The 25,837-nt window shown below is 60.0% G+C and carries 28 protein-coding genes, 2 tRNA genes and 2 pseudogenes; 21 read left to right on the top strand and 11 right to left on the bottom strand.

What is annotated here, in order from left to right:
* Position 1: 1 nt before the first annotated feature.
* Positions 2–781 (top strand): divergent polysaccharide deacetylase family protein, encoded by a 780-nt coding sequence (locus QMK47_RS02790; protein WP_320389776.1) that lies wholly within the window; start codon positions 2–4, stop codon positions 779–781.
* Positions 782–1,062: 281 nt separating this feature from the next.
* On the opposite strand, the gene QMK47_RS02785 is transcribed toward QMK47_RS02790, so the two are convergent.
* The 7 genes from QMK47_RS02785 to QMK47_RS02755 form a co-directional block, all read right to left on the bottom strand.
* The gene (locus tag QMK47_RS02785) at positions 1,063–1,809 is read right to left on the bottom strand and encodes a substrate-binding periplasmic protein (RefSeq protein WP_253471009.1); all 747 of its coding nucleotides are present in this window, start codon (positions 1,807–1,809) and stop codon (positions 1,063–1,065) included.
* A 63-nt stretch (positions 1,810–1,872) separates the two neighbouring features.
* The gene (gene hisF, locus QMK47_RS02780; RefSeq protein ID WP_003196830.1) at positions 1,873–2,643 is read right to left on the bottom strand and encodes an imidazole glycerol phosphate synthase subunit HisF; all 771 of its coding nucleotides are present in this window, start codon (positions 2,641–2,643) and stop codon (positions 1,873–1,875) included.
* Between the two features lie 9 nt (positions 2,644–2,652).
* The gene (gene hisA, locus QMK47_RS02775; RefSeq protein WP_003196828.1) at positions 2,653–3,390 is read right to left on the bottom strand and encodes a 1-(5-phosphoribosyl)-5-[(5-phosphoribosylamino)methylideneamino]imidazole-4-carboxamide isomerase; all 738 of its coding nucleotides are present in this window, start codon (positions 3,388–3,390) and stop codon (positions 2,653–2,655) included.
* Between the two features lie 42 nt (positions 3,391–3,432).
* A complete protein-coding gene (locus QMK47_RS02770) occupies positions 3,433–3,687 on the bottom strand; it encodes a DUF2164 domain-containing protein (RefSeq protein WP_018606317.1) in 255 nt (84 codons plus the stop codon).
* Positions 3,687–4,325 (bottom strand): imidazole glycerol phosphate synthase subunit HisH, encoded by a 639-nt coding sequence (gene hisH / locus QMK47_RS02765; protein WP_253471006.1) that lies wholly within the window; start codon positions 4,323–4,325, stop codon positions 3,687–3,689. Before hisH ends, QMK47_RS02770 begins: the two co-directional genes overlap by 1 nt.
* Positions 4,325–4,918, bottom strand: a complete 594-nt coding sequence (gene hisB / locus QMK47_RS02760; protein ID WP_003186751.1) for an imidazoleglycerol-phosphate dehydratase HisB — start codon at positions 4,916–4,918, stop codon at positions 4,325–4,327. The genes hisH and hisB overlap by 1 nt, the downstream gene beginning before the upstream one ends.
* Positions 4,919–5,197: 279 nt before the next feature.
* Positions 5,198–6,859, bottom strand: a complete 1,662-nt coding sequence (locus QMK47_RS02755) for an OFA family MFS transporter (protein WP_214510943.1) — start codon at positions 6,857–6,859, stop codon at positions 5,198–5,200.
* A 262-nt stretch (positions 6,860–7,121) separates the two neighbouring features.
* On the opposite strand from QMK47_RS02755, the gene panM reads away from it, so the two are divergent.
* The 10 genes and pseudogenes from panM to QMK47_RS02705 all read left to right on the top strand — a co-directional run bounded on the left by panM (position 7,122) and on the right by QMK47_RS02705 (position 14,270).
* Positions 7,122–7,520 carry an aspartate 1-decarboxylase autocleavage activator PanM gene (gene panM / locus QMK47_RS02750; RefSeq protein ID WP_253471003.1) on the top strand — a complete coding sequence of 133 codons (399 nt, stop codon included), beginning with the start codon at positions 7,122–7,124 and terminating at the stop codon, positions 7,518–7,520.
* Between the two features lie 184 nt (positions 7,521–7,704).
* Entirely contained in the window at positions 7,705–9,936 is a 2,232-nt protein-coding gene (locus QMK47_RS02745) for an AsmA family protein (protein WP_320389775.1), read from the top strand.
* Positions 9,933–11,000 carry an A/G-specific adenine glycosylase gene (mutY, locus tag QMK47_RS02740; RefSeq protein WP_003196816.1) on the top strand — a complete coding sequence of 356 codons (1,068 nt, stop codon included), beginning with the start codon at positions 9,933–9,935 and terminating at the stop codon, positions 10,998–11,000. Before QMK47_RS02745 ends, mutY begins: the two co-directional genes overlap by 4 nt.
* On the top strand, positions 10,997–11,269 hold the full coding sequence (locus QMK47_RS02735; RefSeq protein WP_003196814.1) for an oxidative damage protection protein: 273 nt from the start codon (positions 10,997–10,999) through the stop codon (positions 11,267–11,269). Before mutY ends, QMK47_RS02735 begins: the two co-directional genes overlap by 4 nt.
* Positions 11,270–11,371: 102 nt before the next feature.
* Positions 11,372–11,447, top strand: a tRNA-Phe gene (locus QMK47_RS02730).
* A gap of 116 nt (positions 11,448–11,563) precedes the next feature.
* The gene (locus tag QMK47_RS02725; RefSeq protein ID WP_253471000.1) at positions 11,564–11,893 is read left to right on the top strand and encodes a DHCW motif cupin fold protein; all 330 of its coding nucleotides are present in this window, start codon (positions 11,564–11,566) and stop codon (positions 11,891–11,893) included.
* 61 nt (positions 11,894–11,954) lie between these two features.
* Complete coding sequence (locus QMK47_RS02720; RefSeq protein ID WP_014336090.1) at positions 11,955–12,362, top strand: hypothetical protein; 408 nt, start codon at positions 11,955–11,957, stop codon at positions 12,360–12,362.
* Between the two features lie 221 nt (positions 12,363–12,583).
* A complete protein-coding gene (locus tag QMK47_RS02715) occupies positions 12,584–13,633 on the top strand; it encodes a PDDEXK nuclease domain-containing protein (RefSeq protein ID WP_253470997.1) in 1,050 nt (349 codons plus the stop codon).
* A gap of 7 nt (positions 13,634–13,640) precedes the next feature.
* A pseudogene (locus QMK47_RS02710) lies at positions 13,641–13,783 on the top strand (ATP-binding protein); the annotation flags it as partial.
* 40 nt (positions 13,784–13,823) lie between these two features.
* Entirely contained in the window at positions 13,824–14,270 is a 447-nt protein-coding gene (locus QMK47_RS02705) for a hypothetical protein (protein ID WP_253470995.1), read from the top strand.
* A 9-nt stretch (positions 14,271–14,279) separates the two neighbouring features.
* Here QMK47_RS02705 and QMK47_RS02700 read toward each other — a convergent pair whose 3' ends face one another.
* Positions 14,280–14,729: a carboxypeptidase regulatory-like domain-containing protein gene (locus tag QMK47_RS02700; protein WP_253470993.1), complete on the bottom strand. Its 450-nt coding sequence runs from the start codon at positions 14,727–14,729 to the stop codon at positions 14,280–14,282.
* A gap of 394 nt (positions 14,730–15,123) precedes the next feature.
* Here QMK47_RS02700 and QMK47_RS02695 point away from each other — a divergent pair, with 394 nt between their 5' ends.
* The 8 genes from QMK47_RS02695 (at position 15,124) to QMK47_RS02660 (ending at position 21,448) form a co-directional block, all read left to right on the top strand.
* Positions 15,124–15,624, top strand: a complete 501-nt coding sequence (locus QMK47_RS02695; protein WP_320389774.1) for a hypothetical protein — start codon at positions 15,124–15,126, stop codon at positions 15,622–15,624.
* Between the two features lie 301 nt (positions 15,625–15,925).
* Complete coding sequence (locus QMK47_RS02690) at positions 15,926–16,699, top strand: ABC transporter ATP-binding protein (RefSeq protein WP_253470989.1); 774 nt, start codon at positions 15,926–15,928, stop codon at positions 16,697–16,699.
* A 13-nt stretch (positions 16,700–16,712) separates the two neighbouring features.
* A complete protein-coding gene (locus QMK47_RS02685; RefSeq protein ID WP_214510951.1) occupies positions 16,713–17,468 on the top strand; it encodes an ABC transporter substrate-binding protein in 756 nt (251 codons plus the stop codon).
* 78 nt (positions 17,469–17,546) lie between these two features.
* Positions 17,547–18,242, top strand: a complete 696-nt coding sequence (locus tag QMK47_RS02680; RefSeq protein ID WP_109751966.1) for an ABC transporter permease — start codon at positions 17,547–17,549, stop codon at positions 18,240–18,242.
* Positions 18,239–18,928: an ABC transporter permease gene (locus tag QMK47_RS02675; protein ID WP_253470988.1), complete on the top strand. Its 690-nt coding sequence runs from the start codon at positions 18,239–18,241 to the stop codon at positions 18,926–18,928. Before QMK47_RS02680 ends, QMK47_RS02675 begins: the two co-directional genes overlap by 4 nt.
* Positions 18,909–20,141: an SAM-dependent methyltransferase gene (locus QMK47_RS02670; protein ID WP_258690197.1), complete on the top strand. Its 1,233-nt coding sequence runs from the start codon at positions 18,909–18,911 to the stop codon at positions 20,139–20,141. The genes QMK47_RS02675 and QMK47_RS02670 overlap by 20 nt, the downstream gene beginning before the upstream one ends.
* A gap of 331 nt (positions 20,142–20,472) precedes the next feature.
* Entirely contained in the window at positions 20,473–21,297 is an 825-nt protein-coding gene (locus QMK47_RS02665; protein ID WP_320389773.1) for an FkbM family methyltransferase, read from the top strand.
* 75 nt (positions 21,298–21,372) lie between these two features.
* Positions 21,373–21,448: transfer RNA gene (locus QMK47_RS02660), tRNA-Thr, on the top strand.
* A 386-nt stretch (positions 21,449–21,834) separates the two neighbouring features.
* Here QMK47_RS02660 and QMK47_RS02655 read toward each other — a convergent pair.
* Positions 21,835–22,044: a hypothetical protein gene (locus QMK47_RS02655; protein WP_253470976.1), complete on the bottom strand. Its 210-nt coding sequence runs from the start codon at positions 22,042–22,044 to the stop codon at positions 21,835–21,837.
* Positions 22,045–22,414: 370 nt separating this feature from the next.
* On the opposite strand from QMK47_RS02655, the pseudogene QMK47_RS02650 reads away from it, so the two are divergent.
* Together QMK47_RS02650 and QMK47_RS02645 are read left to right on the top strand one after the other, a co-directional pair.
* Positions 22,415–22,687 (top strand): annotated as a pseudogene (locus QMK47_RS02650) (DUF3077 domain-containing protein); the annotation flags it as partial.
* Between the two features lie 265 nt (positions 22,688–22,952).
* Complete coding sequence (locus tag QMK47_RS02645) at positions 22,953–24,560, top strand: methyl-accepting chemotaxis protein (protein ID WP_320389772.1); 1,608 nt, start codon at positions 22,953–22,955, stop codon at positions 24,558–24,560.
* A 140-nt stretch (positions 24,561–24,700) separates the two neighbouring features.
* Here the strand turns inward: QMK47_RS02645 and QMK47_RS02640 are convergent, their stop codons facing one another.
* On the bottom strand, positions 24,701–25,378 hold the full coding sequence (locus tag QMK47_RS02640) for an RES family NAD+ phosphorylase (RefSeq protein ID WP_253470972.1): 678 nt from the start codon (positions 25,376–25,378) through the stop codon (positions 24,701–24,703).
* Positions 25,378–25,788 (bottom strand): MbcA/ParS/Xre antitoxin family protein, encoded by a 411-nt coding sequence (locus QMK47_RS02635; protein ID WP_003196771.1) that lies wholly within the window; start codon positions 25,786–25,788, stop codon positions 25,378–25,380. Before QMK47_RS02635 ends, QMK47_RS02640 begins: the two co-directional genes overlap by 1 nt.
* Between the last annotated feature and the right edge of the window lie 49 nt (positions 25,789–25,837).

Here is a 25,837-nt window from a genome sequence, read left to right as displayed (position 1 = left end):
GATGGGCCTGCGTTTCACCTTCGTCCTGCTGTGCCTGCTGGCGGGAGCCGTTAACGCGGCGCCCGCCACGCCCTCTTCGCCGCACAAGGCCTACCTGAGCCTGATCATCGACGACCTGGGGCAAAACCTGCCCCGGGATCGCCGGGTACTGGCCCTCCCCGGCCCGGTCACCACCGCGATCATGCCTGACACACCCCACGCCGCCGAATTCGCCCGCGAAGCCCATCGCGCCGGCAAACTGGTCATGCTGCACATGCCCATGGACCCGGCCACCGGGCCGTTCGCCTGGCATCCGGAGCTGCCCATCGAAGAACTGGGCAAGCGCCTCGACGCCGCGTTCGCTGCCGTGCCTTATACCAGCGGGATCAACAACCACATGGGCAGCCGCATGACCGCCCAGCCCCAGGCCATGGCGTGGCTGATGGCGAACTTGCAGCAGCGACACAAGTTCTTCGTCGACAGCCGCACCAGCGCCCAGACCGTCGCCGCCGCCGAGGCGCAGAAGATCGGCCTCGCCAGCGTGTCGCGGGACGTGTTCCTGGACGACGAGCGCACCGAAGGGGCCATCGCCCACCAGCTCCAGACCGCCATTGACCTGGCCCGCCGGCAAGGCTCGGCCGTGATGATCGGCCACCCCTACCCACAGACCCTGGCAGTGCTCGAACGCGAGCTACCCAAGCTCAAGGCCCAGGGCATCGACTGGATCGACATCAAGTCGATGATCAGCCTGCGCAGCAATCGGGCGATGGGCGGGCATGGGAAGGATGGGGTTTATCGGTAGCGGCTCGTCGCCTTCATCGCGAGCAAGCTCGCTCCCACAGTGGTTCTGCATCGGGCACAAGATTTGTATTCACAGCAGATCCCTTGTGGGAGCGAGCCTGCTCGCGATGAAGGCTGCACATTCAACATCTCTGCAAGCTGATCCACCGCATTCGCGAGCAGGCTCGCTCCCACATTTTGATCTGTGGTGAGGGCAGTATCCATGAACGCCCGGATACCTGTGGGAGCGAGCTTGCTCCGGGCGGCGATCCGACGATGGCGGCGGCACAGCCTGCACAGCGCTCAGAGATACCGCGCCATAATCGCATCCACCGTGCCTTCCTTGCGCAGTTCATCCAGGGCCTTTTGAAGCCGGGCAACCACGTCGTCAGGCACGTCTTTGTTCAAGGCCAGGTACAGCTCGGCACTGTTGAAGCGCAGCACGGTCTTGAGATCGTTCACCCCTTCCTGACGCGCCAGGTAACGCCCGGCAGGGTCGCCAGTGGCCCACAGGTCGATCTGACCGTTGACCAATTTCCGGGCGTTGTCCTGATCGCGCAACACGACAATCGGGTTCAGCCCCTGCTTGGCCAATGTCTCGGCAATCGCGTCGCCCTTGTAGGCTCCGACCTTGTATTGGCGCGCCTGCTCCAGCGAGCCTAGGGCGATCTTGCTGTCGGCCTTGGCGAGCATGATCCAATCATCCGGACCGATGGGGCCAACCCATTTGAAAAGCTTTTCACGCTCCGGCAACCGCGCCATGACAAACACACCGTAGCCAGGGTTTTCCAGGGCGAGTTTGTAGATCCGTTCCCAGGGGAAACGCAGCGTCAGGCTGTAGGAGATATCGGCACGCTTGAAGACTTCGCGGACGATGTCCACGGCAATGCCATGGATGTTCTCGTCCTGGGCGAAGTTCTTGCCGTTCTTGGCCATGTTGTACGGTGGGAAGTTTTCCGTCAGCAACACCAGCGATGTATCAGCGGCGCGGACGGTGCCTGCGAGCAACAGCGTGGCACCGGCAAAGGCAAGAACGAGGCGTTTGAGCATGTCGGGCTACCGCAATCCATGGTGTGCCCAAGAGTGCCTTGGGCCCGCCATGGTGTCCAGCGATCAGCGAATGCAGATACCGCGATGCGCCATGTAGGCCTTGGCTTCCGGCACGGTGTATTCGCCAAAGTGGAAAATGCTCGCCGCCAGCACCGCGCTGGCATGGCCTTCCAGGATGCCGTCGGCCAGGTGCTGCAGGTTGCCGACGCCGCCGGAAGCGATCACCGGAATGCCCAGGGCATCGCTGATGGCGCGAGTGACGCCGAGGTCGAAGCCATTCTTCATGCCGTCCTGGTCCATGCTGGTCAGCAGGATTTCCCCGGCACCCAGGCCTTCCATCTTCTTCGCCCACTCGACGGCGTCCAGGCCCGTAGGCTTGCGCCCACCGTGGGTGAAGATTTCCCAGCGCGGGGTTTCGCCCGGGCCGGAGACCTTCTTCGCATCGATGGCCACGACGATGCACTGCGAACCGAAGTGCTGGGCCGCCTCACCGACGAACTCCGGGTTGAACACCGCCGCGGTGTTGATCGACACCTTGTCGGCACCGGCATTGAGCAGGTTGCGGATGTCCTGCACGGTGCGCACGCCACCGCCCACGGTCAGCGGGATGAACACCTGGCTGGCCATGCGCTCGACGGTATGGAGCGTGGTATCGCGGCCATCGACGCTGGCCGTGATGTCGAGGAAAGTAATCTCGTCCGCACCCTGTTCGTCGTAGCGACGGGCGATTTCCACCGGGTCGCCGGCATCACGGATGTTCTCGAACTTGACACCCTTGACCACCCGGCCGTTGTCCACGTCCAGGCAAGGGATGATGCGTTTGGCCAGCGCCATGGTGAGTCCTCAGCCTTTATAGGTATCGCAGAAGGCCTGGGCCTCGGCGACATCCAGGGTGCCTTCGTAGATCGCGCGACCGGTGATCGCACCGATGATGCCCGGCGCCTTGGCGTCGAGCAGTGCCTTGATGTCACCCAGGTTGTGGATGCCACCGGAAGCAATGACCGGGATCTTCGTCGCGGCAGCCAGGGCGGCGGTGAACGGGACATTGCAGCCCTGCATCATGCCGTCTTTGGCGATGTCGGTGTAGACGATGGCAGACACGCCGTCGGCTTCGAAACGCTTGGCCAGGTCGATCACCTGTACGGTACTGACTTCAGCCCAACCGTCGGTGGCGACGAAACCGTCTTTTGCGTCCAGGCCAACGATGACCTTGCCCGGGAAGGCGCGGCACGCTTCAGCAACGAACTCGGGCTCTTTCACGGCCTTGGTGCCGATGATCACGTAGCTCACGCCGGCCTTGACGTAATGTTCGATGGTTTCCAGCGAGCGAATGCCGCCGCCGATCTGGATCGGCAGGTTCGGGTAGCGCTTGGCAATGGCCGTGACCACTTCGCCATTGACCGGTTGCCCTTCGAAGGCGCCGTTCAGATCGACCAGATGCAGGCGACGGCAGCCGCCCTCCACCCACTTGGCGGCCATGCTCACCGGGTCATCGGAAAACACCGTGGAGTCTTCCATGCGGCCCTGACGCAGACGTACGCAAGCGCCGTCCTTGAGATCGATAGCGGGGATAATCAGCATCTGGCAAACCTTCAAATACGAATATTCAGCTTGGCTCGAAAATCAGTTTTTCTCGAGCGCCCACAAGTCGCTTTCAATGCTTTCGAACCTTTCTTTAAGGTGCGTCTGCACATCGAAAATCGCCCTGTTGTAATAGTGCGGAGCAATTTCGCGGGTAAACAGGTCAAGAATTTCCGCCGCTTCGAACGAACCCAGGTCCAGCTCGAAACGGTCCTCCATGAACCGCTGGATCTTGCGGTTCGCTTCACTCTCCTGCTCGGGCGTGAGGGTGAGGATCGGCGGCTTCTTGCGGGCCATTACCAGCGCCCGTCCCACGCGGCGAAGTTCTGCAACAGCTGCAGGCCATGGGTATGGCTCTTCTCCGGGTGGAACTGCACGGCGAAGCGCGAACCATCGGCCAGGGCGGCGGCGAAATCGACGCCATAGTGACCGCCACCCACCACCTGCCGCGCATTGCCGGCGGCGATGTAGTAGCTGTGCACGAAGTAGAAGCGCGCCAGGTCCGGAATGTTGTGCCACAGCGGGTGATCCACCGTCTGCTTCACTTCGTTCCAGCCCATGTGCGGGACTTTCAGGTGCTCGCCGTCTTCATGCAGGCCCTTGCCGAAAAACTTCACCTGGCCTGGAAACATGGAGATGCAATCGACGCCGTCGTTCTCTTCGCTGCGCTCGAGCAAGGCTTGCATGCCCACGCAGATGCCAAGGAACGGACGGTCCTGGCTGACTTCGTGCACCAGCTTGTCGAAGCCCAGGCGACGGATCTCGGCCATGCAATCGCGAATCGCACCGACGCCGGGGAACACCACCCGGTCAGCTTCGCGAATCACGTCGGCATCGCTGGTGATCAGCACCTTGCCAGCGCCCACGTGCTCGAGGGCCTTGGCCACCGAGTGCAGGTTGCCCATGCCGTAGTCGATTACCGCGACCGTCTGCATTACAGGACGCCCTTGGTGGAAGGCATCTGGCCGGCCATGCGGTCATCGAGCTCGACAGCCATGCGCAGGGCACGGCCGAAAGCCTTGAACACGGTTTCGATCTGGTGGTGGGTGTTGTGCCCGCGCAGGTTGTCGATGTGCAAGGTCACGTTGGCGTGGTTGACGAAGCCCTGGAAGAATTCCTGGAACAGGTCAACGTCGAAGCCGCCGACGGTGGCACGGGTATACGGCACATGCATCTGCAGGCCCGGACGGCCGGAGAAGTCGATGACCACACGCGACAGCGCCTCATCGAGCGGCACGTAGGCATGGCCGTAGCGACGGATGCCCTTCTTGTCGCCGATGGCTTTGGTAAAGGCCTGGCCCAAGGTGATACCGACGTCTTCCACCGTGTGGTGGTCGTCGATATGCAGGTCGCCCTTGCTGACGATGTCCAGGTCGATCAGCCCGTGACGGGCGATCTGGTCCAGCATGTGCTCAAGAAAAGGCACGCCGATATCAAACCGGGCCTTTCCGGTGCCATCCAGGTTGATCGAGGCTTTGATCTGGGTTTCCAGAGTGTCGCGCTCGACAGACGCCTTACGTTCGGCCATCACCAGCTCCGCAAAATCATTGGGCGAAAAAGGCAGCCATTATAGGGGCGCGAGCGGCAAACAGAAACACAAGAGGTGACATCACTGACGGGCTGAATCCCGGGCTGTCGGTGATAGACATGTCCATACAAGTCTTTGCCATCACCCAAAACGACTGTGGGAGCGAGCTCGCTCGCGATAGCGGTGGGCCAGCCGACCATGATGTCGACTGACACACCCTCATCGCGAGCAAGCTCGCTCCCACAAAGGTTGCCCTACCGGATGGTCAGGGCAACGGTCTTAATGAAACAACACCGCCGTCTTCTGCAGGGTCACCCACACACCCCACGCCAACGGAATGCCCACCACCAGCCAGGCGGCGATCGCCAGGGGCTTGGTGCCCGGCGCGGCTTTCCACTCCAGCGAAGTGGTGCTGTCGGCGCCCTTGTCATGGCCCAGCGCCTGTTCGGCGGCCAGTTCGGCGTCGGTCATGAAGTACTTGTCGGCGACCGGGCGGACCAGCAGATTGCACAGGAAGCCCAGCACCAGCAGGCCGGCGAGGATATACAAGGTGATGTCATAGGCCGCGGCACGTTCAACGCCGATGCTCAGCTGATATTCACGCAGGTAGTTCACCAGTACCGGACCCAGCACGCCTGCCGCCGCCCATGCGGTCAACAGGCGACCGTGGATCGCGCCGACCATTTGCGTACCGAACAGGTCCGCCAGGTAGGCCGGCACGGTGGCGAAACCGCCGCCGTACATCGACAGGATGATGCAGAACGCCGCCACGAACAGCGCGACACTGCCCAGGTGACCCAGGTTCGGGATCAGTGCGTACAGGGCAAAGCCCAGGGCGAAGAACACGAAATAGGTGTTTTTGCGACCCAGGTAATCCGAGAAGGATGCCCAGAAGAACCGGCCGCCGATGTTGAACAGGCTCAGCAGACCGGTGAAACCAGCCGCGATGGCTGCGATCTGGCCCAGTTGCGCGGCATCCAGTTGACCGAAAGGCAGGTCATTGCCGAGCAACTTGCCGCCGAACACTTCCTGCAACAGTGGCGAAGCCATGCCCAGGATGCCGATACCGGCGGATACGTTCAGGCACAGCACCAGCCATACCAGACGGAACTGCGGGGTTTTCCAGGCCACGTTCACGTGAACGTGGCGATGGGTGATCATCGCGTTCGCGGCTTTCTTCGGTGCCGGGGTCCAGCCTTCAGGCTTCCAGCCGGTTGGCGGAACGCGATACGACAGAGCGCCACCGATCATGAACACGAAGTAGATCGCGGCCATGACCAGGAAGCTCTGCCATACGCCCACGCCGGTTGGCGAAGCGAAATGGCTCATCAGCGCCGCAGCCAGTGGAGCACCGACCATCGCACCACCGCCGAACCCCATGATCGCCATGCCGGTGGCCATGCCGCGCTTGTCCGGGAACCACTTGATCAGGGTCGACACCGGGGAGATATAGCCCAGCCCCAGGCCGATACCGCCGATCACGCCAGAACCGAGCCACATCAGCCAGATCTGGTGGGTATAGATACCCAGCGCGGAAATCACCAGGCCACCGCACCAGCACAACGCCGATACAACACCGGCCTTGCGTGGCCCGGCGTGTTCCAGCCAGCCGCCCCAGATGGCTGCCGAGCAACCCAGGAAGATGAAGAACAGGGTGTAGATCCAACCGAGCATCGAGATCGGCCAGTCGCATTGGGACGAAAAGACTTGCGAGATGAAGCTCATATCCGGTGCACAGGCCACAGGCTTGGTGATACCCAAGGCTTTGGACAGTGGCAGCCAGAACACCGAGAAGCCGTAGGCCATGCCGATGCAGAGGTGAATAGCCAGTGCGGCCGGCGGAACCAGCCACCGGTTGAAACCGGGCTTGGCGATGATGCGCTCCTTGGAGAGGAACGCAGGCTGGTCGGCGACGCCGCCGGCCGTGATGCTCGTGCTCATTTGTGTATCCCCCAGTTATTAGAATGGTTCGCCAGTCACGCATCACCGTCAGCCTTCATTGCACGCAGGCATGACTGTATTTTCTGGTAAAGCTCCATATTAGTGCGACATTACGCCGCAGAAAGACGGGCGAACGGGCAAAGGTTACCATTTGATCGTTACAGAAAAGTCAAAGTGATATCACCTTTTTCGTTTCATCTGTCTTATCGCGCCATTGCTGACTTTCTATAGGGCGTGAACCGTTTATTTTTCAGGAATCTGTATGCCCATCGTCGTCGAGCACCTGAACGAAGCCACCTGCCAAGACCAGCAGGACCTGCAGAAAATCTACCGGGATGCCCCGGCCTGGCTATTCGAACCGTTTAGCGATGCCACGCAACTGATCGAGCAATGCCTCGAGGAAGGCTCGCTGATCGCGGCACGCTTCAATGACCGACTGCTCGGTGCAGCACGCCTGCAACGGCACCAGAACGCCTGGCGCTTGTCCCACCTGTGCGTACGAAACGTTACCCGTCGCCGTGGCGTGGCTGAACGGCTGGTGAGCGAAGCCCGACGAATGGCCGCGCTAAACGATGCCGAGCTGCACTTGTTGGCCCCGACCGGGCATCTGCAAGCCCAGGCGCTGGCGGCCAAGCTGGGACTGATGCTGGTCCAGGATTAGAAACCACTGTGGGAGCGAGCTTGCTCGCGATGGCGGTCGCACACTCGACACCTTCATGGACTGTCACACCGTTATCGCGAGCAAGCTCGCTCCCACAGTGGATTTGCGGTCCCAACGCACCACCACCAACCCACAGCGTTATACTCCCGGTTAAATTTTGAACTCAACCTACAAGGATTCGCCCATGAAAGCGTTCGGCAAAATCCTGGGTCTGGTACTTCTCGGGCTGTTGCTGATCATTGTGGCCCTGGGCTTTGCCCTGACCCACCTGTTCGATCCCAACGACTACAAAGAAGAGATCCGCCAGATAGCCCGCGACAAGGCCCACATCGAGCTGACCCTCAATGGCGACATCGGCTGGAGCCTGTTTCCGTGGCTGGGCCTTGAGTTGCACGACGCCAGCGTCGCTACCTTGGCCAGTCCGACCCAGCCTTTCGCTGACCTGCAGATGCTCGGCCTTTCGGTCCGGGTGATACCGCTGCTGCGCCGGGAAGTACAAATGAGCGATGTGCGGGTCGAAGGCCTGAACCTGCGGCTCAATCGTGACAAGAACGGGCACGGCAACTGGGAAGACATCGGCAAGGTGCCGGCCTCTGCGTCGACGGCGAACGCGCCGGCCACCGTGCCGGCCGAACAACCGACCCCGCCCGTCAGCACCCCGGCAGAAAAACCTGCCCAGCCGACCCGACTGGATATCGACAGCCTGACCGTGAACAACGCCCGGGTCGAATACACCGACGAGCAGACCGGCAAGCTGTTCACGGCCGAGAGCATCCAACTGAGCACCGGCCCGGTCCACGACTCCACCAACATTCCGGTCACCCTGACCGCATTCCTGTCCAGTAACCAGCCAGCCGTACGCGTACGCACCGAAGTGACGGGGGAACTGCGCTTCGAACGTGCCTTGAAGCGCTACAAGTTCGAAGACCTGAAACTGTCCGGCGAAGCCACTGGCGACCCCTTGCAGGGCAAGACCCTGAACTTCGCCGCCCAAGGCCAATTGTTCCTGGACAAAGCCGCAAACGTCGCCGAATGGACCGGCATCAAACTGTCGCTCAATCAACTGCGAGCCCTGGGTGAACTGAAGGTCAACGACCTCGACAAGACCCCGCAATTGAATGGCGGCGTGTCCATCGCCCAGTTCGACTTGGCGAAGTTCGTCGACAGCGTCGGCCAGAAACTCCCCGCCATGGCCGAAGACAGCCTGAGCAAGGTCGAGCTGTCCAGCCGCATTGCCGGTACGCCAACGAGTGTCGAGTTCAACGACATCAACCTGAAAGTGGACGACAGCAACTTCAGCGGTCGCATCGCCGTGGAAGACTTCGCCAAGCAATCCCTGCGCGCGCAGCTCAAGGCCGACACGTTCAACGTCGACCGCTACCTGGCGCCAAAGTCCGCCGAAGCCGACAGTTCCAAGGCGGCCCGTGAGGCCGAAGTCAGCAACACCGAAGCCAGCGCCATGGCCGGTGCCGGCAGTACACCGCTGCCAAGCGCCCCGACCCAGGGCGCCTGGAGTAACGATCGACTGTTTCCAGTGGAACGCCTGAGCAAGCTGGACCTCGATGCTGACCTGACCTTCGGGCAACTGACCCTCGATAAACTGCCAATCCAGAACGCTGCGCTCAAGGCCACCGGCCGAGGCGGCCTGCTGACCCTGGAGAACCTGCGAGGCGACCTGTACAGCGGCAACTTCGAAACCAAGGGCACCCTGGACGTGCGCCAGCCCACGCCACAGTTGAGCCTGCAAACGCGCATCAATCGGGTCCCTGCCGAGAAGATCATCGAAAGCCAAGGCAAGAATCCGCCGGTCACAGGCCTGGTCACCGTCAACAGCGCGATCACCGCCAGCGGCAATAGCCAGAAAGCCCTGATCGACAGCCTCAACGGCACCGCCGGGTTCGTCATCAACGATGGCGTGCTGCTCAACGCCAACCTCGAACAGCAATTGTGCAAAGGCATCGCCACCCTCAATCGCAAGACCCTCAGCGGCGAACCCCGGGGCAAGGACACGCCGTTCCAGCAACTCAACGGCAATCTGACCTTCAACAATGGCGTCGCCAACAACCCGGACCTGAAAGTCCGCATCCCCGGCATGATCGCCAACGGCAACGGCGACATCGACCTGCGAGTGTTGGGCATGGACTATCGCGTCGGCATCATCGTCGAAGGCGACAAGAGCGATATGCCCGACCCGGCCTGCCAGGTCAACGAGCGCTACGTCGACATCGAATGGCCATTGCGCTGCCGCGGCCCGCTCGAACTGGGCGCCAAGGCCTGCCGCCTGGACAACGATGGGCTGGGCAAGGTCGCGGCGAAACTGGCCGGCGACCGTCTCGGCGACAAGATCGATGAGAAGCTGGGCGACAAGGTCAGCCCCGAACTCAAAGATGCGCTCAAGGGGCTGTTCAAGCGATGAGAGCCGAACAGTTTTCCACCGCCGTACTGGACTGGTTCGACCGCCACGGGCGCCACGATTTGCCCTGGCAACAAGCCATCTCGCCCTATCGGGTGTGGGTCTCGGAAATCATGTTGCAGCAGACCCAGGTCAGTACCGTGCTCAACTACTTCGACCGGTTCATGGCCTCGCTGCCCACCGTTCAAGCCCTGGCCGCCGCGCCGGAAGACGAAGTGCTGCATCTGTGGACCGGGCTGGGCTATTACACCCGTGCGCGCAACTTGCAGAAAACCGCGAAAATCGTCGTAGAACAGTACGGCGGCGAATTTCCCCGGGACGTGGAAAAACTCACCGAGTTGCCGGGGATCGGCCTGTCCACCGCCGGCGCCATTGCCAGCATCAGCATGGGCCTGCGGGCGCCGATCCTCGATGGCAACGTCAAGCGGGTACTGGCGCGCTTCACCGCCCAGGAAGGCTACCCAGGCGAACCCAAGGTTGCGAAACAGCTGTGGGCCACCGCCGAGCGCTTCACGCCACAGGACCGCGTCAACGCCTACACCCAAGCGATGATGGACCTGGGCGCCACGCTCTGTACCCGCAGCAAGCCCAGTTGCCTGCTCTGCCCGCTGAAGCAAGGCTGCGAGGCCCACATGCTGGGCCTGGAAACCCGCTACCCGATTCCCAAGCCTCGCAAGGAAGTGCCCAAGAAGCGCACCTTGATGCCGATGCTGGCGAACCACGAGGGCGCGATCCTGCTTTACCGTCGCCCTTCCACGGGGCTGTGGGGCGGTCTGTGGAGCCTGCCGGAACTCGACGACCTCGACGATCTGCAGCATCTGGCCCTGCAACACTCGCTGGAATTGGGCAGCCAACAAGAAATGCCAAGCCTGGTGCACACCTTCAGCCACTTCCAGTTGGCGATCGAACCCTGGCTGGTCCGGGTCCGGGAAACCGGCCATCACGTGGCCGAGGCCGACTGGCTCTGGTATAACCTCGCCACCCCGCCGCGCCTGGGCCTTGCCGCCCCGGTCAAAACCTTGCTCGAACGCGCGGCCGCCGTAATGAACGCAGGAGAGTTGCAATGACCCGCACCATCATGTGCCGCAAGTACAAAGAAGAACTGGAAGGCCTGGAACGTGCACCGTTCCCGGGTGCCAAGGGCCAGGACATCTACGATCACGTCTCGGCCAAGGCCTGGGCCGACTGGCAGAAACACCAGACCCTGCTGATCAATGAAAAACGCCTGAACATGATGAACGCTGAAGATCGCAAATACCTTCAGGGCGAGATGGACAAGTACTTTTCCGGCGAGGATTACGCCAAGGCCGAAGGCTACGTACCGCCGTCCGAATAAGCTGTTCCGCGTGGGGGCGGATCGTAAGCGACGGTAATAATTAAATATTTTTTGAAAACGTGCTTGACGCCCCCCTGAAAAACCCGTTTAATGCGCCCCGTTGCCCAGATAGCTCAGTCGGTAGAGCAGGGGATTGAAAATCCCCGTGTCGGCGGTTCGATTCCGTCTCTGGGCACCAAATACCGAAAACCCCGATCAAGAAATTGATCGGGGTTTTTTATTGCCCGGGATTTCCTTCCTCCATCTTGGAGACTCAGCTACATTCGTCCGCTCCCCTCCAGCAAACGAGTCGACATGGACATCACCGGCATCCCTTTTGGCACCACCGATTGGTCAACCATCGAGCCCACCGAACACAAAGGTGTCACTGGAACCGCGTATTGGCGCACCCAGCAGTTTGGGAGCATTCGCGTGCGGATGGTGGAATATACGCCGGGGTACCTGGCCGACCATTGGTGCACCAAGGGCCACATCCTGCTTTGCCTCAAGGGCGAGCTCAATACTGAACTCGAAGATGGCCGGCAATTCTTGCTCAAGCCCGGCATGAGCTACCAGGTCGCCGACCAGGCAGAGCCCCATCGCTCCTCCACTTCATCGGGGGCTACGCTCTTCATAGTGGATTGAGATTCGAAGCGTGCGCGTTGAAGCTGTAGGATAGATGGCCTTATCCATCAGGAATCCGACCATGTCATCGGCGAACAAACAGCAGAAGCGCAGCCAGCGCGCCAAGGCGAAAGCCAAGCAGAACCGTACTAAGCGTGCTGCTGCGCCGAACGATTTCCTCGACCCGAACGACGAGCGCATCGACCTGGAAACCGTGGACCTATCGGACATGTTCCGACTCATGGGCGCAGCCGAAAAGATCAGCCAGCAGGCCATGTGCATCGCCTTCCTGGGGCATCCACTGCTGGAGTTGGTGCTAGAGCAGGAAGGTGAGGAAGAAGCGACCGACTTCATCTTTACCGCATTGATCGAATACCGCCGCTTGACCACCGGTGTGGATGAGCAGACCGCGCTGGATTGGGTAGAAAGTAAGCAATTCCAGGCCGATTATGTGGCTGCATCCCAGGCACTGGCGCAAGGTAAGGTCTGACTGTCACCCGCCAAGCGCTTTGTGGCGAAGGGCTTCGCCGTGACTGACAGGCTGCGGGAGTAGTTCCTACAGGCCAAGGTCAACCAACATGGGGCGGCGTCATACCCGTCCTGCGTCAATCAGCCATTTTTCCTCCCAAGCAATCAGCCCCGTCCGGCATCATCGAAACGTCGCCTGAAGCATCCTTGCGGTCTGCCCCCTCTCAATGGCTGGATACTGCGATGACGCCACTGCTGCCTCAAGACGACCCACAGCTCGCCCCCTTGATCAACGAACTCGGCGAGCTGATTCGCCAGGCACGGCAGAAGGTCCTGCGTGCCGTCGATACGCTCCAGGTACAAACCTGCTGGCAGATCGGCCGGCATATCATCGAGTTCGAACAGGGCGGCGCCGAGCGGGCGGCCTATGGGGCACGGCTGCTGCCGTCGCTGGCCAAAGTGCTGACGGCACGGTTTGGGAAAGGGTTTGATGCTTCAAATTTGCGCTACATGCGTCTCTTTTATCAGGCGTTTCCAATCTGTGACGCACTGCGTCACGAATTGAGCTGGACTCACTATCGAACGCTGCTACGCGTCGAAAATGCGAATGCACGCCGTTGGTACATGAACGAAGCCGTCACTCAAAACTGGTCCACCCGCGCCTTGGAACGACAGATCGGCACGTTCTATTACGAACGTCTCCTGGCAAGCCGCGACCAGCCTGCGGTAGAGCAGGAAGCGGCCGCCAATCTTGAGAAGCTGGATTTCGGTCCCAGGGACATCGTCAGGGATCCGGTGGTCCTTGAGTTCCTAGGACTGCCCAATACCGGCACGCTGCTGGAAACCGACCTTGAACAGGCCTTGATCGACCAGCTACAAGGCTTCCTTCTGGAACTGGGGAAAGGTTTCGCCTTTGTCGCGCGCCAACAACGCATCAGCACCGAAAGCAAAGACTTCTACATCGACCTGGTCTTCTACAACTACCTGCTCAAGTGCTTTGTGATCGTCGACCTCAAGCGCGGCGAACTGAGCCACCAGGACATCGGGCAAATGGATATGTATGTGCGCCTCTACGACGAGCTGAAACGCGGCCCCGATGACAAACCTACCGTCGGCATCATTCTCTGCGCGCGCAAAGACGATTCGGTGGTGCGTTATTCCGTGTTGCAGGGCAATGAACAGTTGTTCGCCAGCCAATACCAATTGCTGCTGCCCACGGAGGAAGAGCTGCGCAACGAGCTGGATCGCGAACGGGCGCGACTTGAGGAGGCGCGATCAGGCGCAGCGACTTGAAGAAATGAAAGCCGACCGCAACCCGAACGGCACCGGGCTGGGGTTGTACATTTTCAAGGGGATTGTCCAGGCTCATGGCGGTAAACTGCACGCCGAAAGCCAACCAGGCCGGGCAGCGAATTCCGCTTTACCGTGTCGAAAGTCGACTGAGCCGGGCACCGTCCCCTAACGAATTGGAAACCGAAGCCCAATGGCCTCACTGAACAAACAGCAAAAACGCGCCAAGCGCGCCAAAGACAAAGCCAAGCAGATCCGCATGACCGGGCGCAAATCGATCCCGATGTATGGCGACCCGGCCCACGCCACCGCCCAGCCGCCGGTCTACGTGCTGGAACTGTTCGCCAAGCTGCGCGACGCCGAGGCCGTCAGCCGCAATGAAATGCTCGATACGCTGCTCACGTCCCTGAGCGAGATGATCATCGAACGCCCAGGCCTGCTCGACCTGAAAAACGCCGAAAACGAAAGCATGGCGGCGACCAACCTGGCCGCCGACATGCTGGTGGACTACCGCATGTGGGTCGATGAAATGGACCGCGAGACCGCCCAGCGCTGGCTCAGTACACCGGAGTTCATCAAGGACTTCAGCGAGGCGCTGGACCGTTACCGCCAGACCCTGGAAGAACCCGCCAGCGAATAAACCGGTCGGCTATTCGTCACTGTTCCAATGGAACACCAGGTTGCGCGCGGCCCCACTGCCTACCTCAGCAGTGTCGCGCCGCGCCTCACCATTGCGCGTCGCCACCACGCTGTACTTGCCCGGCGGCAGTTGCACATAAACCAGCGGCCCGGCCTCAGTCAGCGTCAGCAGTGTTTGCCCCGACGCCTTCTGGATGACGACCTCCACATCCGGGATGTATTTGTTTTCCGGACCAACCGAGAATGTCATGTGCAAGTTGTAACCCTGGGCCTGTCCAATGGCCCGTGCTTCGTCCTCGCCGATACCGCCGGACAGGTAGGTGATGCCGTTCTGCTGTAGTGGCTGGACCTGAACACCTGTGTTGTCGATGGGCGCGAGGTTGGTGGCGTTGAGCACAACGGGAAACAGCAGGACGCTGATGGCAACGAAGGGCAATACAAAGTAATGAATGAGCTTCATGGCGAGGACTCCAGGTTCTGGAAACAACTCACATGAGTTCTTTTTAGAGCGCAGTTGCGCATTGTGGTTTAGATCGATTGGAATTAAGGAATAGGACGAGATCGGTATATCTATGGACCTATCTCTCACTAATCCTATGCTTCCATCTCGAATTCACCCTTGATGCCAACCCCCGGACTGCGCATCGAGGATTGGACCACTGTGACGACGCCGGGGTTGTAACTTCAGTGGCTTGAAGTTAAAAAAAGCTCCATCGAGCCCCTGTGGGAGTGAGCTTGCTCACGATGAGGCCATCAACTTCACATCTGCGTTGGCTTCTCTACCGCTATCGCGAGCAAGCTCGCTCCCACAGGTTTCATGGCTACTTTTTTCAACGAATAACGGAACCACACCCATGGCCTCCGCGAACAAGCAACAAAAACGCGCCAAGCGTGCAAAAGCAAAAGCCAAGCAACTGCGCGTCAGTCGTACAAAGCCTGCTGCCGTCACGTTTGATCTTCCCGAGTACGACGATCCGTACTTCCTGGATGCCTTGCAAGACGAATTCGCAGAACCTCCCAGAGACTTCTTGTCGCTGTTTTATGAGATGCAAGACGCCGAAGAAGAGACGGGACGCATCGACATGATGGTCACGATGCTCGGATTACTCCTTGCGATGACGAATGAACAGCCCGAGCTTCTGGATAGCGAAAATGCCGAAAGCGAAGCCATGGCAGCCCAAAGACTAGCCGAAAATACGCTGATCGCTTACCGAAGATGGGCTGACGATATCGATCAGGAAGCAGCGGAACATTGGCTTCACAGCCCTGAAGTGCAGGCGGATTTCGAAACTGCACGAGCCAGCTTCAAAGAGGTTCTCAAAATACTGTGGGATCTCGAGGACGCTCCCGAATAACCCAACAGACTTTTGATTGCCGCAACGCTCATCCGGTTAACCCTTCCAACCCCCGCCCAAAGCTGGCACCATCGCGCCTTTTTTTACGCGACTCCCCGGACTTTTTACCGGTAAACCAGGTTCAAACGGCCGTTCGGTTGTTGATGGCGCGACAGACTGCTGTGCCGATGCGACAACCTGCCGCACATCACCGGTTTACCGCCCGTAGCGCTGTTGGCGGCCATTCGGACGCATGCTAGCTTGGCCGCCTCGCCAAGGAAGGCAGCCAACAGCAAGGGAGCACATACCATGAGGACCGCACATGGCCCAGGCCACGCCCGCGCTTGAAATCCGCAACCTGCACAAACGCTACGGACAGCTGGAGGTGCTCAAAGGCGTCTCGCTGACCGCCCGCGACGGCGATGTGATCTCGATCCTCGGATCCTCCGGGTCCGGCAAATCCACATTCCTGCGCTGCATCAACCTGCTGGAAAACCCCAACCAGGGACAGATCCTGGTGGCCGGCGAAGAGCTCAGGCTCAAGGCCGCAAAGAACGGTGAACTGGTGGCCGCCGACGGCAAACAGATCAACCGCCTGCGCAGCGAGATCGGTTTTGTCTTCCAGAACTTCAACCTTTGGCCGCACATGAGCGTGCTCGATAACATCATCGAAGCGCCGCGCCGGGTGCTTGGCCAAAGCAAGGCCGAAGCCGTCGAAGTGGCCGAAGCCCTGCTGGCCAAGGTCGGTATCGCCGACAAGCGCCACGCCTACCCGGCCGAACTGTCTGGCGGCCAGCAACAACGCGCCGCCATCGCCCGCACACTGGCGATGCAGCCCAAGGTGATTTTGTTCGACGAACCCACCTCCGCCCTTGACCCGGAAATGGTTCAGGAAGTACTTAGTGTGATCCGCGCCCTGGCCGAAGAAGGTCGCACCATGCTGCTGGTCACCCATGAAATGGGCTTCGCCCGTCAGGTTTCCAGCGAAGTCGTGTTTCTTCATCAAGGCCTGGTCGAGGAGCAAGGATCGCCACAGCAGGTCTTCGAGAACCCGCTTTCGGCGCGCTGCAAACAATTCATGTCCAGCAACCGCTAACGGAGCAGTACAGATGCAGACCTACAAGAAATTCCTCCTGGCCGCAGTTGCCGGCCTGGTCTTTTCGGCCAATGCCATGGCGGCGGAAAAGCTGAAGATGGGCATCGAAGCGGCCTATCCGCCGTTCAACAACAAGGACGCCAGCGGCCAGGTCGTAGGATTCGATAAAGACATCGGCGACGCCCTGTGCGCCAAGATGAAAGTCGAGTGCGAAGTGGTCACTTCAGACTGGGACGGCATCATTCCCGCCCTGTTGGCCCAGAAGTTCGACTTCCTGATTTCTTCACTGTCGGTCAATGACGAGCGCAAGCAAGCCGTGGACTTCACCGACCCGTACTACTCCAACAAATTGCAATTCATCGCACCGAAAAACGTCGATTTCAAAGTCGATAAAGAGTCTCTCAAGGGCAAGGTCATCGGGGCACAGCGCTCTACCCTCGCCGGCACCTGGCTGGAAGACGAACTGGGCAGCGATATCACCGCCAAGCTCTACGACACCCAGGAAAACGCCTACCTGGACCTGACCTCCGGTCGCGTCGACGCGATCCTGGCGGACAAATACGTGAACTACGACTGGCTGAAAACCGACGCTGGCCGTGCTTACGAATTCAAGGGCGACCCGGTGGTGGAAGGCGACAAGATCGCCATGGCGGTGCGCAAGGGTAACGACGAACTGCGCAACAAGCTGAACGCCGCCCTCAAGGAAATCATTGCCGACGGCACCTATAAAAAGATCAACGACAAGTACTTCCCGTTCAGCATCTATTGATACTGACGTGCCTGGCCGGCGCTGTTCCCTGGCAGCGCCGGCCCTTAGCAAAGCCTGCCGCGATATGAACTCTTACCCATGATGATCGATCTCTACGGATTCGGCCCGGCGCTTGCCGCCGGCGCGCTGATGACCGTCAAACTGGCGCTCACGGCCCTCTGCCTGGGACTGGTGCTCGGCCTGCTCGGCGCCTTGGCCAAGACCTCGCCGTACAAGCCGCTGCAATGGCTGGGCGGCACTTATTCAACACTGGTTCGCGGCATCCCGGAATTGCTCTGGGTGCTATTGATCTATTTCGGCACCGTTAACCTGATGCGGGCCTTGGGTGAGTACTTCGGCAATCCCGACCTTGCCCTCAACGCCTTCGCCGCCGGGGTCATTGCCCTGGGCCTGTGCTTTGGCGCCTACGCCACGGAAGTGTTTCGCGGCGCGATCCTGGCGATTCCCAAGGGCCATCGCGAGGCCGGCGTCGCCCTGGGCCTGTCGAAGTGGCGGATCTTCACCCGGTTGATCATGCCGCAGATGTGGCGCATTGCCCTGCCCGGCCTGGGCAACCTGTTCATGATCCTGATGAAGGACACCGCGCTGGTCTCGGTGATCGGCCTGGAAGAGATCATGCGCCATGCGCAAATCGGCGTGACCGTGTCCAAGCAACCGTTCACCTTCTATATGGTCGCAGCCTTCATGTACCTGGGGCTGACGGTGTTCGCCATGATCGGCATGCACCTGCTGGAACGACGCGCCGCCCGTGGATTTACCAGGAGCACCCAATGAACTGGGACGTCATCATCAAATGGCTGCCGAAGCTGGCCCAGGGCGCAACACTGACCCTGGAGCTGGTGGCCATCGCCGTGATCGCCGGGCTGCTGCTGGCGATTCCGCTGGGCATCGCCCGTTCTTCACGTCTGTGGCAAGTGCGGGCATTGCCCTATGCCTACATCTTCTTTTTCCGTGGCACGCCGCTGTTGGTCCAACTGTTCTTGGTCTACTACGGCCTGGCGCAATTCGATGCCGTGCGCAGCAGCGCGATGTGGCCGTACCTGCGGGATCCGTTCTGGTGCGCCACGGCCACCATGACCCTGCACACCGCCGCCTACATCGCCGAGATTCTGCGCGGCGCGATCCAGGCCATCCCAAAGGGCGAGATCGAAGCCGCACGGGCCCTGGGCATGTCGCGGCCCAAGGCGCTGCTCTACATCATGCTGCCCCGCGCCGCACGCATCGGCCTGCCGGCCTACAGCAACGAAGTGATCCTGATGCTCAAGGCCAGTGCCCTGGCGAGTACCGTGACCTTGCTGGAACTCACCGGCATGGCCCGCACCATCATTGCCCGGACCTATATGCCGGTGGAGATCTTCTTCGCGGCCGGCATGTTCTACCTATTGATGTCCTTCGTCCTGGTGCAAGGTTTCAAGCAACTGGAACGCTGGTTGCGCGTCGATGCCTGCCAAGGTCGCTGACAGCGACATTCTGACGGGCGAGGCACTGCTCGCCCGCTTCACGGCGCTGGACGTTTTTCTCACAGCGCACCAGGCACTGTGGAAACCGCGTCCGTTCACCCACCTGCAATTGCCTTGGGAAACGTCCCACCCGGAATTGGCCCGATGGCTACGCCAGCGTTCGCTGGAAGCTGCGGAAAACGACCATCATCAGCCGTGGTTGATGGAAGACGCGCCAGCGCCATTCCCGGAATTGGTCGCTATCTCCCGTGCATTGAGCGTTATCGCAGAATTGCCGGCCAGCACACTCCAGGCACCAAACCATCGCCTCAACGTCGACGTGCCCGGACGCAAATGGCAGCAGATCGAAGCCTTCGCCAGCCGCTTGCACTTCACCACCCAGCCGACTCACTGGCTCGATTGGTGCGCCGGCAAAGGCCACCTCGGTCGACGCCTGCTGCACGGTGAGCAGCAACTGACCTGCCTGGAATACGACCCCGCACTGGTCGCCAGCGGCCAACAACTGAGCCTGCGCCATCACCTGCCCGCCACGCACCTGCAACAAGACGTGCTGGCGGCGGACGCAACCCAGGCACTTCATCCCGAACACACCCCCGTAGCTTTGCACGCCTGCGGCGACCTGCATGTACGCTTGATGCAGCTCGCCAGCGCCGTTGGTTGTGCACAACTGGCTATCGCGCCGTGCTGTTACAACCGCATCAGCAGCGAGCGTTATCAGGCACTGTCCGACGCCGCCAAGGGATCTGCCCTACAGCTGTCGCTCGACGATCTCAGCCTGCCGCAGACCGAAACCGTCACTGCTGGCGCCCGCGTCAGAAGACAACGGGACCACTCCATGGCCTGGCGCCTGGGCTTCGATTTGCTGCAACGGCAAATCAGAGGGTGCGACGACTACTTGCCCACGCCATCATTGCCTACCGTTTGGTTGGAAAAATCCTTCGCCCAGTACTGCATCGATCTGGCGGCCCTGAAAGACTTATCCACAGTCGGCACGCCTGATTGGGTTGCCTTGGAAGCAGCGGGCCATCAACGCTTGGCCGAAGTGCGCAACCTGGAGTTGTTGCGAGGCCTTTTCCGGCGACCGCTGGAGCTTTGGCTGGTACTGGATCGGGCGCTTTTCCTCACGCAAAAGGGCTACGAAGTTCGCCTCGGCACCTTCTGCGAAACGCCACTGACGCCACGCAATCTGCTGTTGCTGGCAGAGCGTTACTGAGACGAAACAGCCTGTGGATAACTCTGTTGATGAAATAAACTCGAATTCAAGAAAACCGTGATTTCCTGACCGAATGAGCATTGGTCATTTTTTGTTCACATGGATAAAAAACCATGAAAACAGGCATTTGCGACGAAACGCGACCGCGGTCACAAAATCGCGAAGTAACCTGCGTCTCATCCTGTCCGTTGTGCATAAGCGTCTAAGCAAAACGACATAACCGCCGAATTCAGTGCTGCCCCGCGCCAGTAATTGCGTCCACCGCGCCCGTGCTATACAACAGCCCCACGTATCGTGATTGACACAATGCCGACACACTCAAGGACTGGCCGTGACGTTCATTTCCTACGCACAAAACTTCGAAGACATACGCCTGTGGCGCGCCCTTCAATCGGTAGAAAACGGCTTTTACCTCGACGTCGGCGCCAACCATCCGACCGATGATTCGGTCACCCGCGCCTTTTACGACCGCGGCTGGCGCGGCATCAACATCGAACCGGTGCCGGCCTACTACGACGCCCTCTGCCAACAACGCCCCTACGACACCAACCTGCAATGCGTGGCCGGCGAAAACGCCGAGAGCCTGACCTTCTACACCATCGCCGACACAGGCCTGTCCACGGTGGAAGCCAGCGTCGCCCAACAACACCGCGACGCCGGCATGGACGTGCGCAACCAGACCGTCCAATCCCGCACCCTGGCCTCCATCTGCGAGCAATACGCCCAGGATCGTCCCATCCACTTCCTGAAAATCGACGTCGAAGGCCACGAAGAAACCGTGCTGCGCGGCATGGACTTAAGCCGCTGGCGCCCCTGGATCATCCTCGTCGAAACCCCGTGGGCCCGCGACCAAACCTGGGAAACCCTCATCACTGATGCCGGCTACCAATCCATCCTGTTCGACGGCATCAACACCTACTACCTCGCCGAAGAACACCTGGCCCTCAAACCCGCCTTCGACATCCCCCCGTGCAACCTCGACGGCTTCCAACTCTGCAAAGGCCACAAATTCAGCCACCCCATCGACGACGCAGACCAACAGCTCAGCGCCGCCCTGCAACGCGCCGAACAGGCCGAAGCCCAACTCCACGCCATGCAAAACAGCCGCACCTGGCGCGCCCTGAACAAACTGCGCAACCTGCTGCACCGCGCTTGAGCCGGACCTGCGCAAAAATAGTCAGAATTCAGGGGTTTACAGAACGCACCCAATCGCTATAATCGTCGCCCACACGCCGGTATAGCTCAGTTGGTAGAGCAACTGACTTGTAATCAGTAGGTCCCGGGTTCGACTCCTGGTGCCGGCACCATACAAAACGAAGCCCTCGCAGAAATGCGAGGGCTTTGTTGTTTCTGGGGTGTTCACTTTTCCTCCACACCCTGAAAAACCTGTGGGAGCGAGCTTGCTCGCGATGAGGCCGCCAAACCCACCGACAATCTTTCAGCCCAGACAACGGGCAGCCTTTCTTTTAACGCCACGACTGAAGCAACCTCAACCAAACAGCATCCTTTGCCTCAGGAAAATAAATTCGTCCCATTTCTTCGCGGCAGATTTAGAAATATTTTGGTCATGACAACCTCAATGATGAAGGTTTTCGGGCTTGCTTGCTTTTCAACGTTTGTGACGATATGAGCAAGCACTGTTTCACGATTACTTCCTGCTGCGCCATCTCTACCCGTCCACCCAACTCTGGGGCTATAGATCATCCATTGAAACTTTAACTCGCTGTGGAGCAGCAAGCCGCTCTCGCGCCTTATGGATCAAGGCCACATCATCCTCGTTCATCAGTACCACCTTGGAAGGTAATTGGCTCTGACTGACCACAACCTGCATGTTTTCTCCCGCTGTCATTTGAAGCACAGATTCGAGCAAATCCTGTTGAAACTGCTCGTATTCATCACCCATTGGAATCGCCTCCAAACACTTGTGTGCCCGTGCGTCGCACAGTCGACGCCATTGGCCACGACGCGAATTATTGCCCAGCCATAAAACTACCTAAACCTCACCCGCCAGCATCGCGCCACGATTGCAGCCTCCACAATCGCCCGCTACTCTCCAACTGTCGCTGCCAATTCAGCGACCGGGCCTGAGAACCCGAGTAAGATGCAGGCGCTACAGCGCCCGAACCACGTTTTGCGGCGTTTTTTTATGTCCGCATTCCGTGCAATGGCGGCTGTGCGTGGGAGACCTTCGGGTCTGCCGGGTTCCTGTATCTCCGGTTTCTCAGCCTGCGCACAGCTGTCACCCATTCGCCTGAGAACGAACTTGGCAGCTCTCACCCAAAGACCTCAAAACCCCAGGCCTAACCCCCTTCTGCTACCACTCCGACCGCCCCCTATTCCGCGTCAACAGCGGCATCCCCATCGGCGAAGCCCTGTCCCACGCCTCCGACCTGCTCCACGTCGCCAAGGTCCTGGCCGAGGACGCGGCGATGATTCGCAGCACGGATCGATATGCCTGGGCGTCGTGTTATCTACAGGATATGAGCAAGGCCGTCATCGATGATGTGGTGAAGGTGCTGGAGGCGCCGGGGAGTAATCCTGCTTAACCGGCGTTGGCGCAATGCTGCTCACTGAGCGGGGCAGCATTGGGTTTAGTCTGCCGGGGCAGTTAAAGAAGGGCTGCTTCGCAGCCCAGCGGGAGCAAGCTCCCTCGCCACAGGTTCACCCTGTCCCTGGCCCAAACAATTTGCGGCATATTCATCTAATCATTTCCCCCGCCGATAGCCTCGAATAAGAGCCTGGCCTGTCCCAAGGCTCGGCTGGCGCTCGACTACACTTTCCCAGAATTCCCCGCTCCAGGAGCAGTAAGCGATGAAGATCCGCACCAAGATCATAGGCTCGGGGTTGGTCAGTCTTTCTTTTGCGCTGTTGCTCGGCGGTATCGGGTTGTGGGGTTATCACTCCATGACCGAGGCCCTGGTGCAGAACGAGACCAGTATTTCGGCCATGCGCAAGCACATGGAAGCGGACATGATGCACGACGCCATTCGTGCCGATGTGCTCGCCGCTCTGCTGGTGAAGCCGGGGGATGCCCAGGGGTCGAAGGAGGTGCTGGAGGCGTTCGATGAGCATACGCAGCGGATGCGCAAGGTTATCGCCGAAAACGCCGAGGCCAAGTTGCCAGGGGATGTCGCCAAGGCGATTGGCGAGCTCAAACCACAGGTCGAAACCTACATCGACAAAGCCAAGCAAATAATCGGCAAGGCACTGAGTGGCTCCCAGGATGGCCATGCGTTGCGCGCAGAGTTCGACAAGGCGTTTTCAGCGCTGGAGGAACGCAACGAAGCAGTGAGCGAGTTGATCGAGAACCAGGCGCAGTCGTCCCGCGAACATCAGGACAGCAGCATTCAAACGTCGCAAAACTGGATGATCGTTACTTTGTTGGCCACTTGTGTGGCACTGGCATTGTTGTCGTGGAGCCTGCTCAAGGCAGTGCTGACGCCGCTGAACAAGATCATCCTCAATACCCAGGCGATTTCCGAAGGGGATCTGCAGCGCTCGATGGGGGCTAAGAGCAAGGATGAGCTGGGTCAGTTGCAAGGTGTGATCGAGCAGATGCAGACCAATCTGCGGCAGATGATCGCCACGATCCGCGGCCAGAGCGATGAGTTGCACGGCACGTCCCGGCACCTGGGCGATACGGCGCGGCAGATTGTGTCCAGCGCCGATCAGCAGGCCCAGAGCGCGACCAGCATGGCGGCGAGCATGGAGCAGATGATGGCGAATATCAGCCAGATCCATCAGCACGCCGACAGCGCCCGGACGATTTCCGCGCAGTCCGAGCATTTGGCGAGCAGCGGTGGCCAGGTGATTCTCGGCGTGGTGGAGGGCATGAGCCGGATCGCCGAGGTGGTCAACCAGTCGTCCAGCAAGATCACCGCGCTGGACGCTTCGTCCGAAGACATTCATTCGATCATCCAGGTGATCAAGAGCATCGCCGAACAGACCAACTTGCTGGCCCTCAACGCCGCCATCGAAGCCGCCCGCGCCGGTGAGGCGGGGCGTGGTTTTGCGGTGGTGGCCGACGAGGTGCGCAACCTGGCGGCGCGCACCACGCAGTCCACTCAGGAAATCACCGCGATGATCGAGCGCATCCAGTCCAGCGCACGGGACGCGGTGGCGAACATGCAAGCTTGCGTCAGCCGCGTGGACGAAGGCGTCAACCTGGCCCAGCAGGCCGGGGTGTCCATCAGCGAAATCCGCACCGGCGCCCGGCATGCGGCCGAAGTAGTGGAGGAAATTTCCCAGACCATTGCCGAGCAATCCAAGGCCAGCGATGAGATGGCCCAGCGGGTGGAGTCGATTGCCGAGCAGTCCCGCGAGAACACCCGTTCGATTCACACCCTGACGCAAACGGCGGATCAATTGAACAATGCGGCGGGGTCGATGCAGGCTTCGGTGCAGCAGTTCAAGATTTGATCAATCGGCGCTTTTGTGGCGAGGGAGCTTGCTCCCGCTGGGCTGCACAGCAGCCTCTGCTTTCAATAATCGCCAATTATTGAACATTATGGCTGGGCAATAATTATTGCCCAGCCATAAAACACCCTAAAAGCCCTGGCTCACACCTGACTCACCTCAAACACAAACGAAATCTCCCGTTTCTGGGCATTCCAGACATACCGAATGTGCTTGCCCTGCGTCGGAATCGAAACCGCCGGTGGGCGAAACGCGGCCACGCATTCGTGGCCGGGCAGGCGGACGCTGTTGTACAGCAGCCCCCACGACAGGGTTTCACGCAGCTGCCGGGCAAACACTTGGGACGGGCCGTAGGCGGTAGGGTCCGGGTTGTGGAGGTGGGGGTAGTCGTGGCGGATGTCGTGCAGAGGTTTGACGACCTTGTTGACGTAGGTGCGCATGGTCAACTCCAGGTCCGGCTCGTTGGTCGCGCCAAGAAATCGCGCCTGGTGGTAGCAGGTCTCGGCAATGGCGGCTTCCTGGCTGCTGGCAGCGTAGTAGACGCCGAATGTGCCGTCGCTGAAGCGGCTGCTTTTGCCGATGTGGGTAAACGCCGCCATCACCGGTGAGGAGCCGGGCCCGGAAATGCGGTCCTCGGGACGTACCCGGGAGAGCACGCCGGCTTGTTCCATCAGCCGATCGTTGGTCAACGCTTCCAGGGCGTAGGCCGTGGGCAGGTCTTCGGGGTCGAGTACGTCTTCAAACAGCGAAATCGGCGGGAAGCTGCTGTTGACGATCCGATAGGCCCGTTTCCATTGCGGGTCCGCCAGTGGTGGCACCATTAACCGCGCACTCCGTCGAGGTATCGCCGCACATCGGCGATGTCCACCACCCGCCCGGTCAGCATGTAGGACAGCGCCGACTGGCCGTTGAACGGTGCCGCGGTGTTCGGGCTGCTGACCCATTGATAAGCACGGTCCCGGCTATTGCTGAAGATAATGCTCAGCGCCTTGTGGATACCCATGAGGTAGGAAATGCGCTCGAGCGTATCGCGAGGCAGCTTCACGTTTTCCGGCAATTGTTTGTATTTGTAGAAGGTCGTGTTTCCGACCTTGCCCAGCAATGTGCGCTGCTGCTCGACGCTGCAGCCCCAGAGCGCCATGAGGTTGAAGAAAAACTTCAACGCGACTCGACCCGCGTCCGGGGAGTCCAATTGTTGCTGTGCGTTGAGCGTGATGGAGGAAGTCGCCATGGGTTTGGGCTCCTTTGTCGCGGGGTGGTGCTTAGAGGATAGTACAGAT

The organism is Pseudomonas sp. P9_35, assembly GCF_034008205.1.
Taxonomy (GTDB): Bacteria; Pseudomonadota; Gammaproteobacteria; order Pseudomonadales; family Pseudomonadaceae; genus Aquipseudomonas; species Aquipseudomonas kilonensis.
The sequence above is the reverse complement of the archived record's forward strand: the minus strand, read 5'-3'. Positions and strand labels throughout refer to the sequence as shown.

Coding starts and splice junctions, on each gene's coding strand:
- panM (WP_253471003.1), top strand. CDS start 7,122: ATGCCCATCGTCGTCGAGCACCTGAACGAAGCCACCTGCCAAGACCAG.
- QMK47_RS02695 (WP_320389774.1), top strand. CDS start 15,124: ATGGCCTCCGCGAACAAGCAACAAAAACGCGCCAAGCGTGCAAAAGCA.
- QMK47_RS02745 (WP_320389775.1), top strand. CDS start 7,705: ATGAAAGCGTTCGGCAAAATCCTGGGTCTGGTACTTCTCGGGCTGTTG.
- QMK47_RS02770 (WP_018606317.1), bottom strand. CDS start 3,687: ATGGCCCGCAAGAAGCCGCCGATCCTCACCCTCACGCCCGAGCAGGAG.
- QMK47_RS02675 (WP_253470988.1), top strand. CDS start 18,239: ATGAACTGGGACGTCATCATCAAATGGCTGCCGAAGCTGGCCCAGGGC.
- QMK47_RS02655 (WP_253470976.1), bottom strand. CDS start 22,044: ATGGGTGATGAATACGAGCAGTTTCAACAGGATTTGCTCGAATCTGTG.
- hisH (WP_253471006.1), bottom strand. CDS start 4,325: ATGCAGACGGTCGCGGTAATCGACTACGGCATGGGCAACCTGCACTCG.
- QMK47_RS02700 (WP_253470993.1), bottom strand. CDS start 14,729: ATGAAGCTCATTCATTACTTTGTATTGCCCTTCGTTGCCATCAGCGTC.
- QMK47_RS02690 (WP_253470989.1), top strand. CDS start 15,926: ATGGCCCAGGCCACGCCCGCGCTTGAAATCCGCAACCTGCACAAACGC.
- hisA (WP_003196828.1), bottom strand. CDS start 3,390: ATGCTGATTATCCCCGCTATCGATCTCAAGGACGGCGCTTGCGTACGT.
- QMK47_RS02705 (WP_253470995.1), top strand. CDS start 13,824: ATGGCCTCACTGAACAAACAGCAAAAACGCGCCAAGCGCGCCAAAGAC.
- QMK47_RS02715 (WP_253470997.1), top strand. CDS start 12,584: ATGACGCCACTGCTGCCTCAAGACGACCCACAGCTCGCCCCCTTGATC.
- hisF (WP_003196830.1), bottom strand. CDS start 2,643: ATGGCGCTGGCCAAACGCATCATCCCTTGCCTGGACGTGGACAACGGC.
- hisB (WP_003186751.1), bottom strand. CDS start 4,918: ATGGCCGAACGTAAGGCGTCTGTCGAGCGCGACACTCTGGAAACCCAG.
- QMK47_RS02640 (WP_253470972.1), bottom strand. CDS start 25,378: ATGGTGCCACCACTGGCGGACCCGCAATGGAAACGGGCCTATCGGATC.
- QMK47_RS02725 (WP_253471000.1), top strand. CDS start 11,564: ATGGACATCACCGGCATCCCTTTTGGCACCACCGATTGGTCAACCATC.
- QMK47_RS02645 (WP_320389772.1), top strand. CDS start 22,953: ATGAAGATCCGCACCAAGATCATAGGCTCGGGGTTGGTCAGTCTTTCT.
- QMK47_RS02755 (WP_214510943.1), bottom strand. CDS start 6,859: ATGAGCACGAGCATCACGGCCGGCGGCGTCGCCGACCAGCCTGCGTTC.
- QMK47_RS02785 (WP_253471009.1), bottom strand. CDS start 1,809: ATGCTCAAACGCCTCGTTCTTGCCTTTGCCGGTGCCACGCTGTTGCTC.
- QMK47_RS02635 (WP_003196771.1), bottom strand. CDS start 25,788: ATGGCGACTTCCTCCATCACGCTCAACGCACAGCAACAATTGGACTCC.
- QMK47_RS02720 (WP_014336090.1), top strand. CDS start 11,955: ATGTCATCGGCGAACAAACAGCAGAAGCGCAGCCAGCGCGCCAAGGCG.
- QMK47_RS02735 (WP_003196814.1), top strand. CDS start 10,997: ATGACCCGCACCATCATGTGCCGCAAGTACAAAGAAGAACTGGAAGGC.
- QMK47_RS02680 (WP_109751966.1), top strand. CDS start 17,547: ATGATGATCGATCTCTACGGATTCGGCCCGGCGCTTGCCGCCGGCGCG.
- QMK47_RS02685 (WP_214510951.1), top strand. CDS start 16,713: ATGCAGACCTACAAGAAATTCCTCCTGGCCGCAGTTGCCGGCCTGGTC.
- QMK47_RS02670 (WP_258690197.1), top strand. CDS start 18,909: ATGCCTGCCAAGGTCGCTGACAGCGACATTCTGACGGGCGAGGCACTG.
- mutY (WP_003196816.1), top strand. CDS start 9,933: ATGAGAGCCGAACAGTTTTCCACCGCCGTACTGGACTGGTTCGACCGC.
- QMK47_RS02790 (WP_320389776.1), top strand. CDS start 2: ATGGGCCTGCGTTTCACCTTCGTCCTGCTGTGCCTGCTGGCGGGAGCC.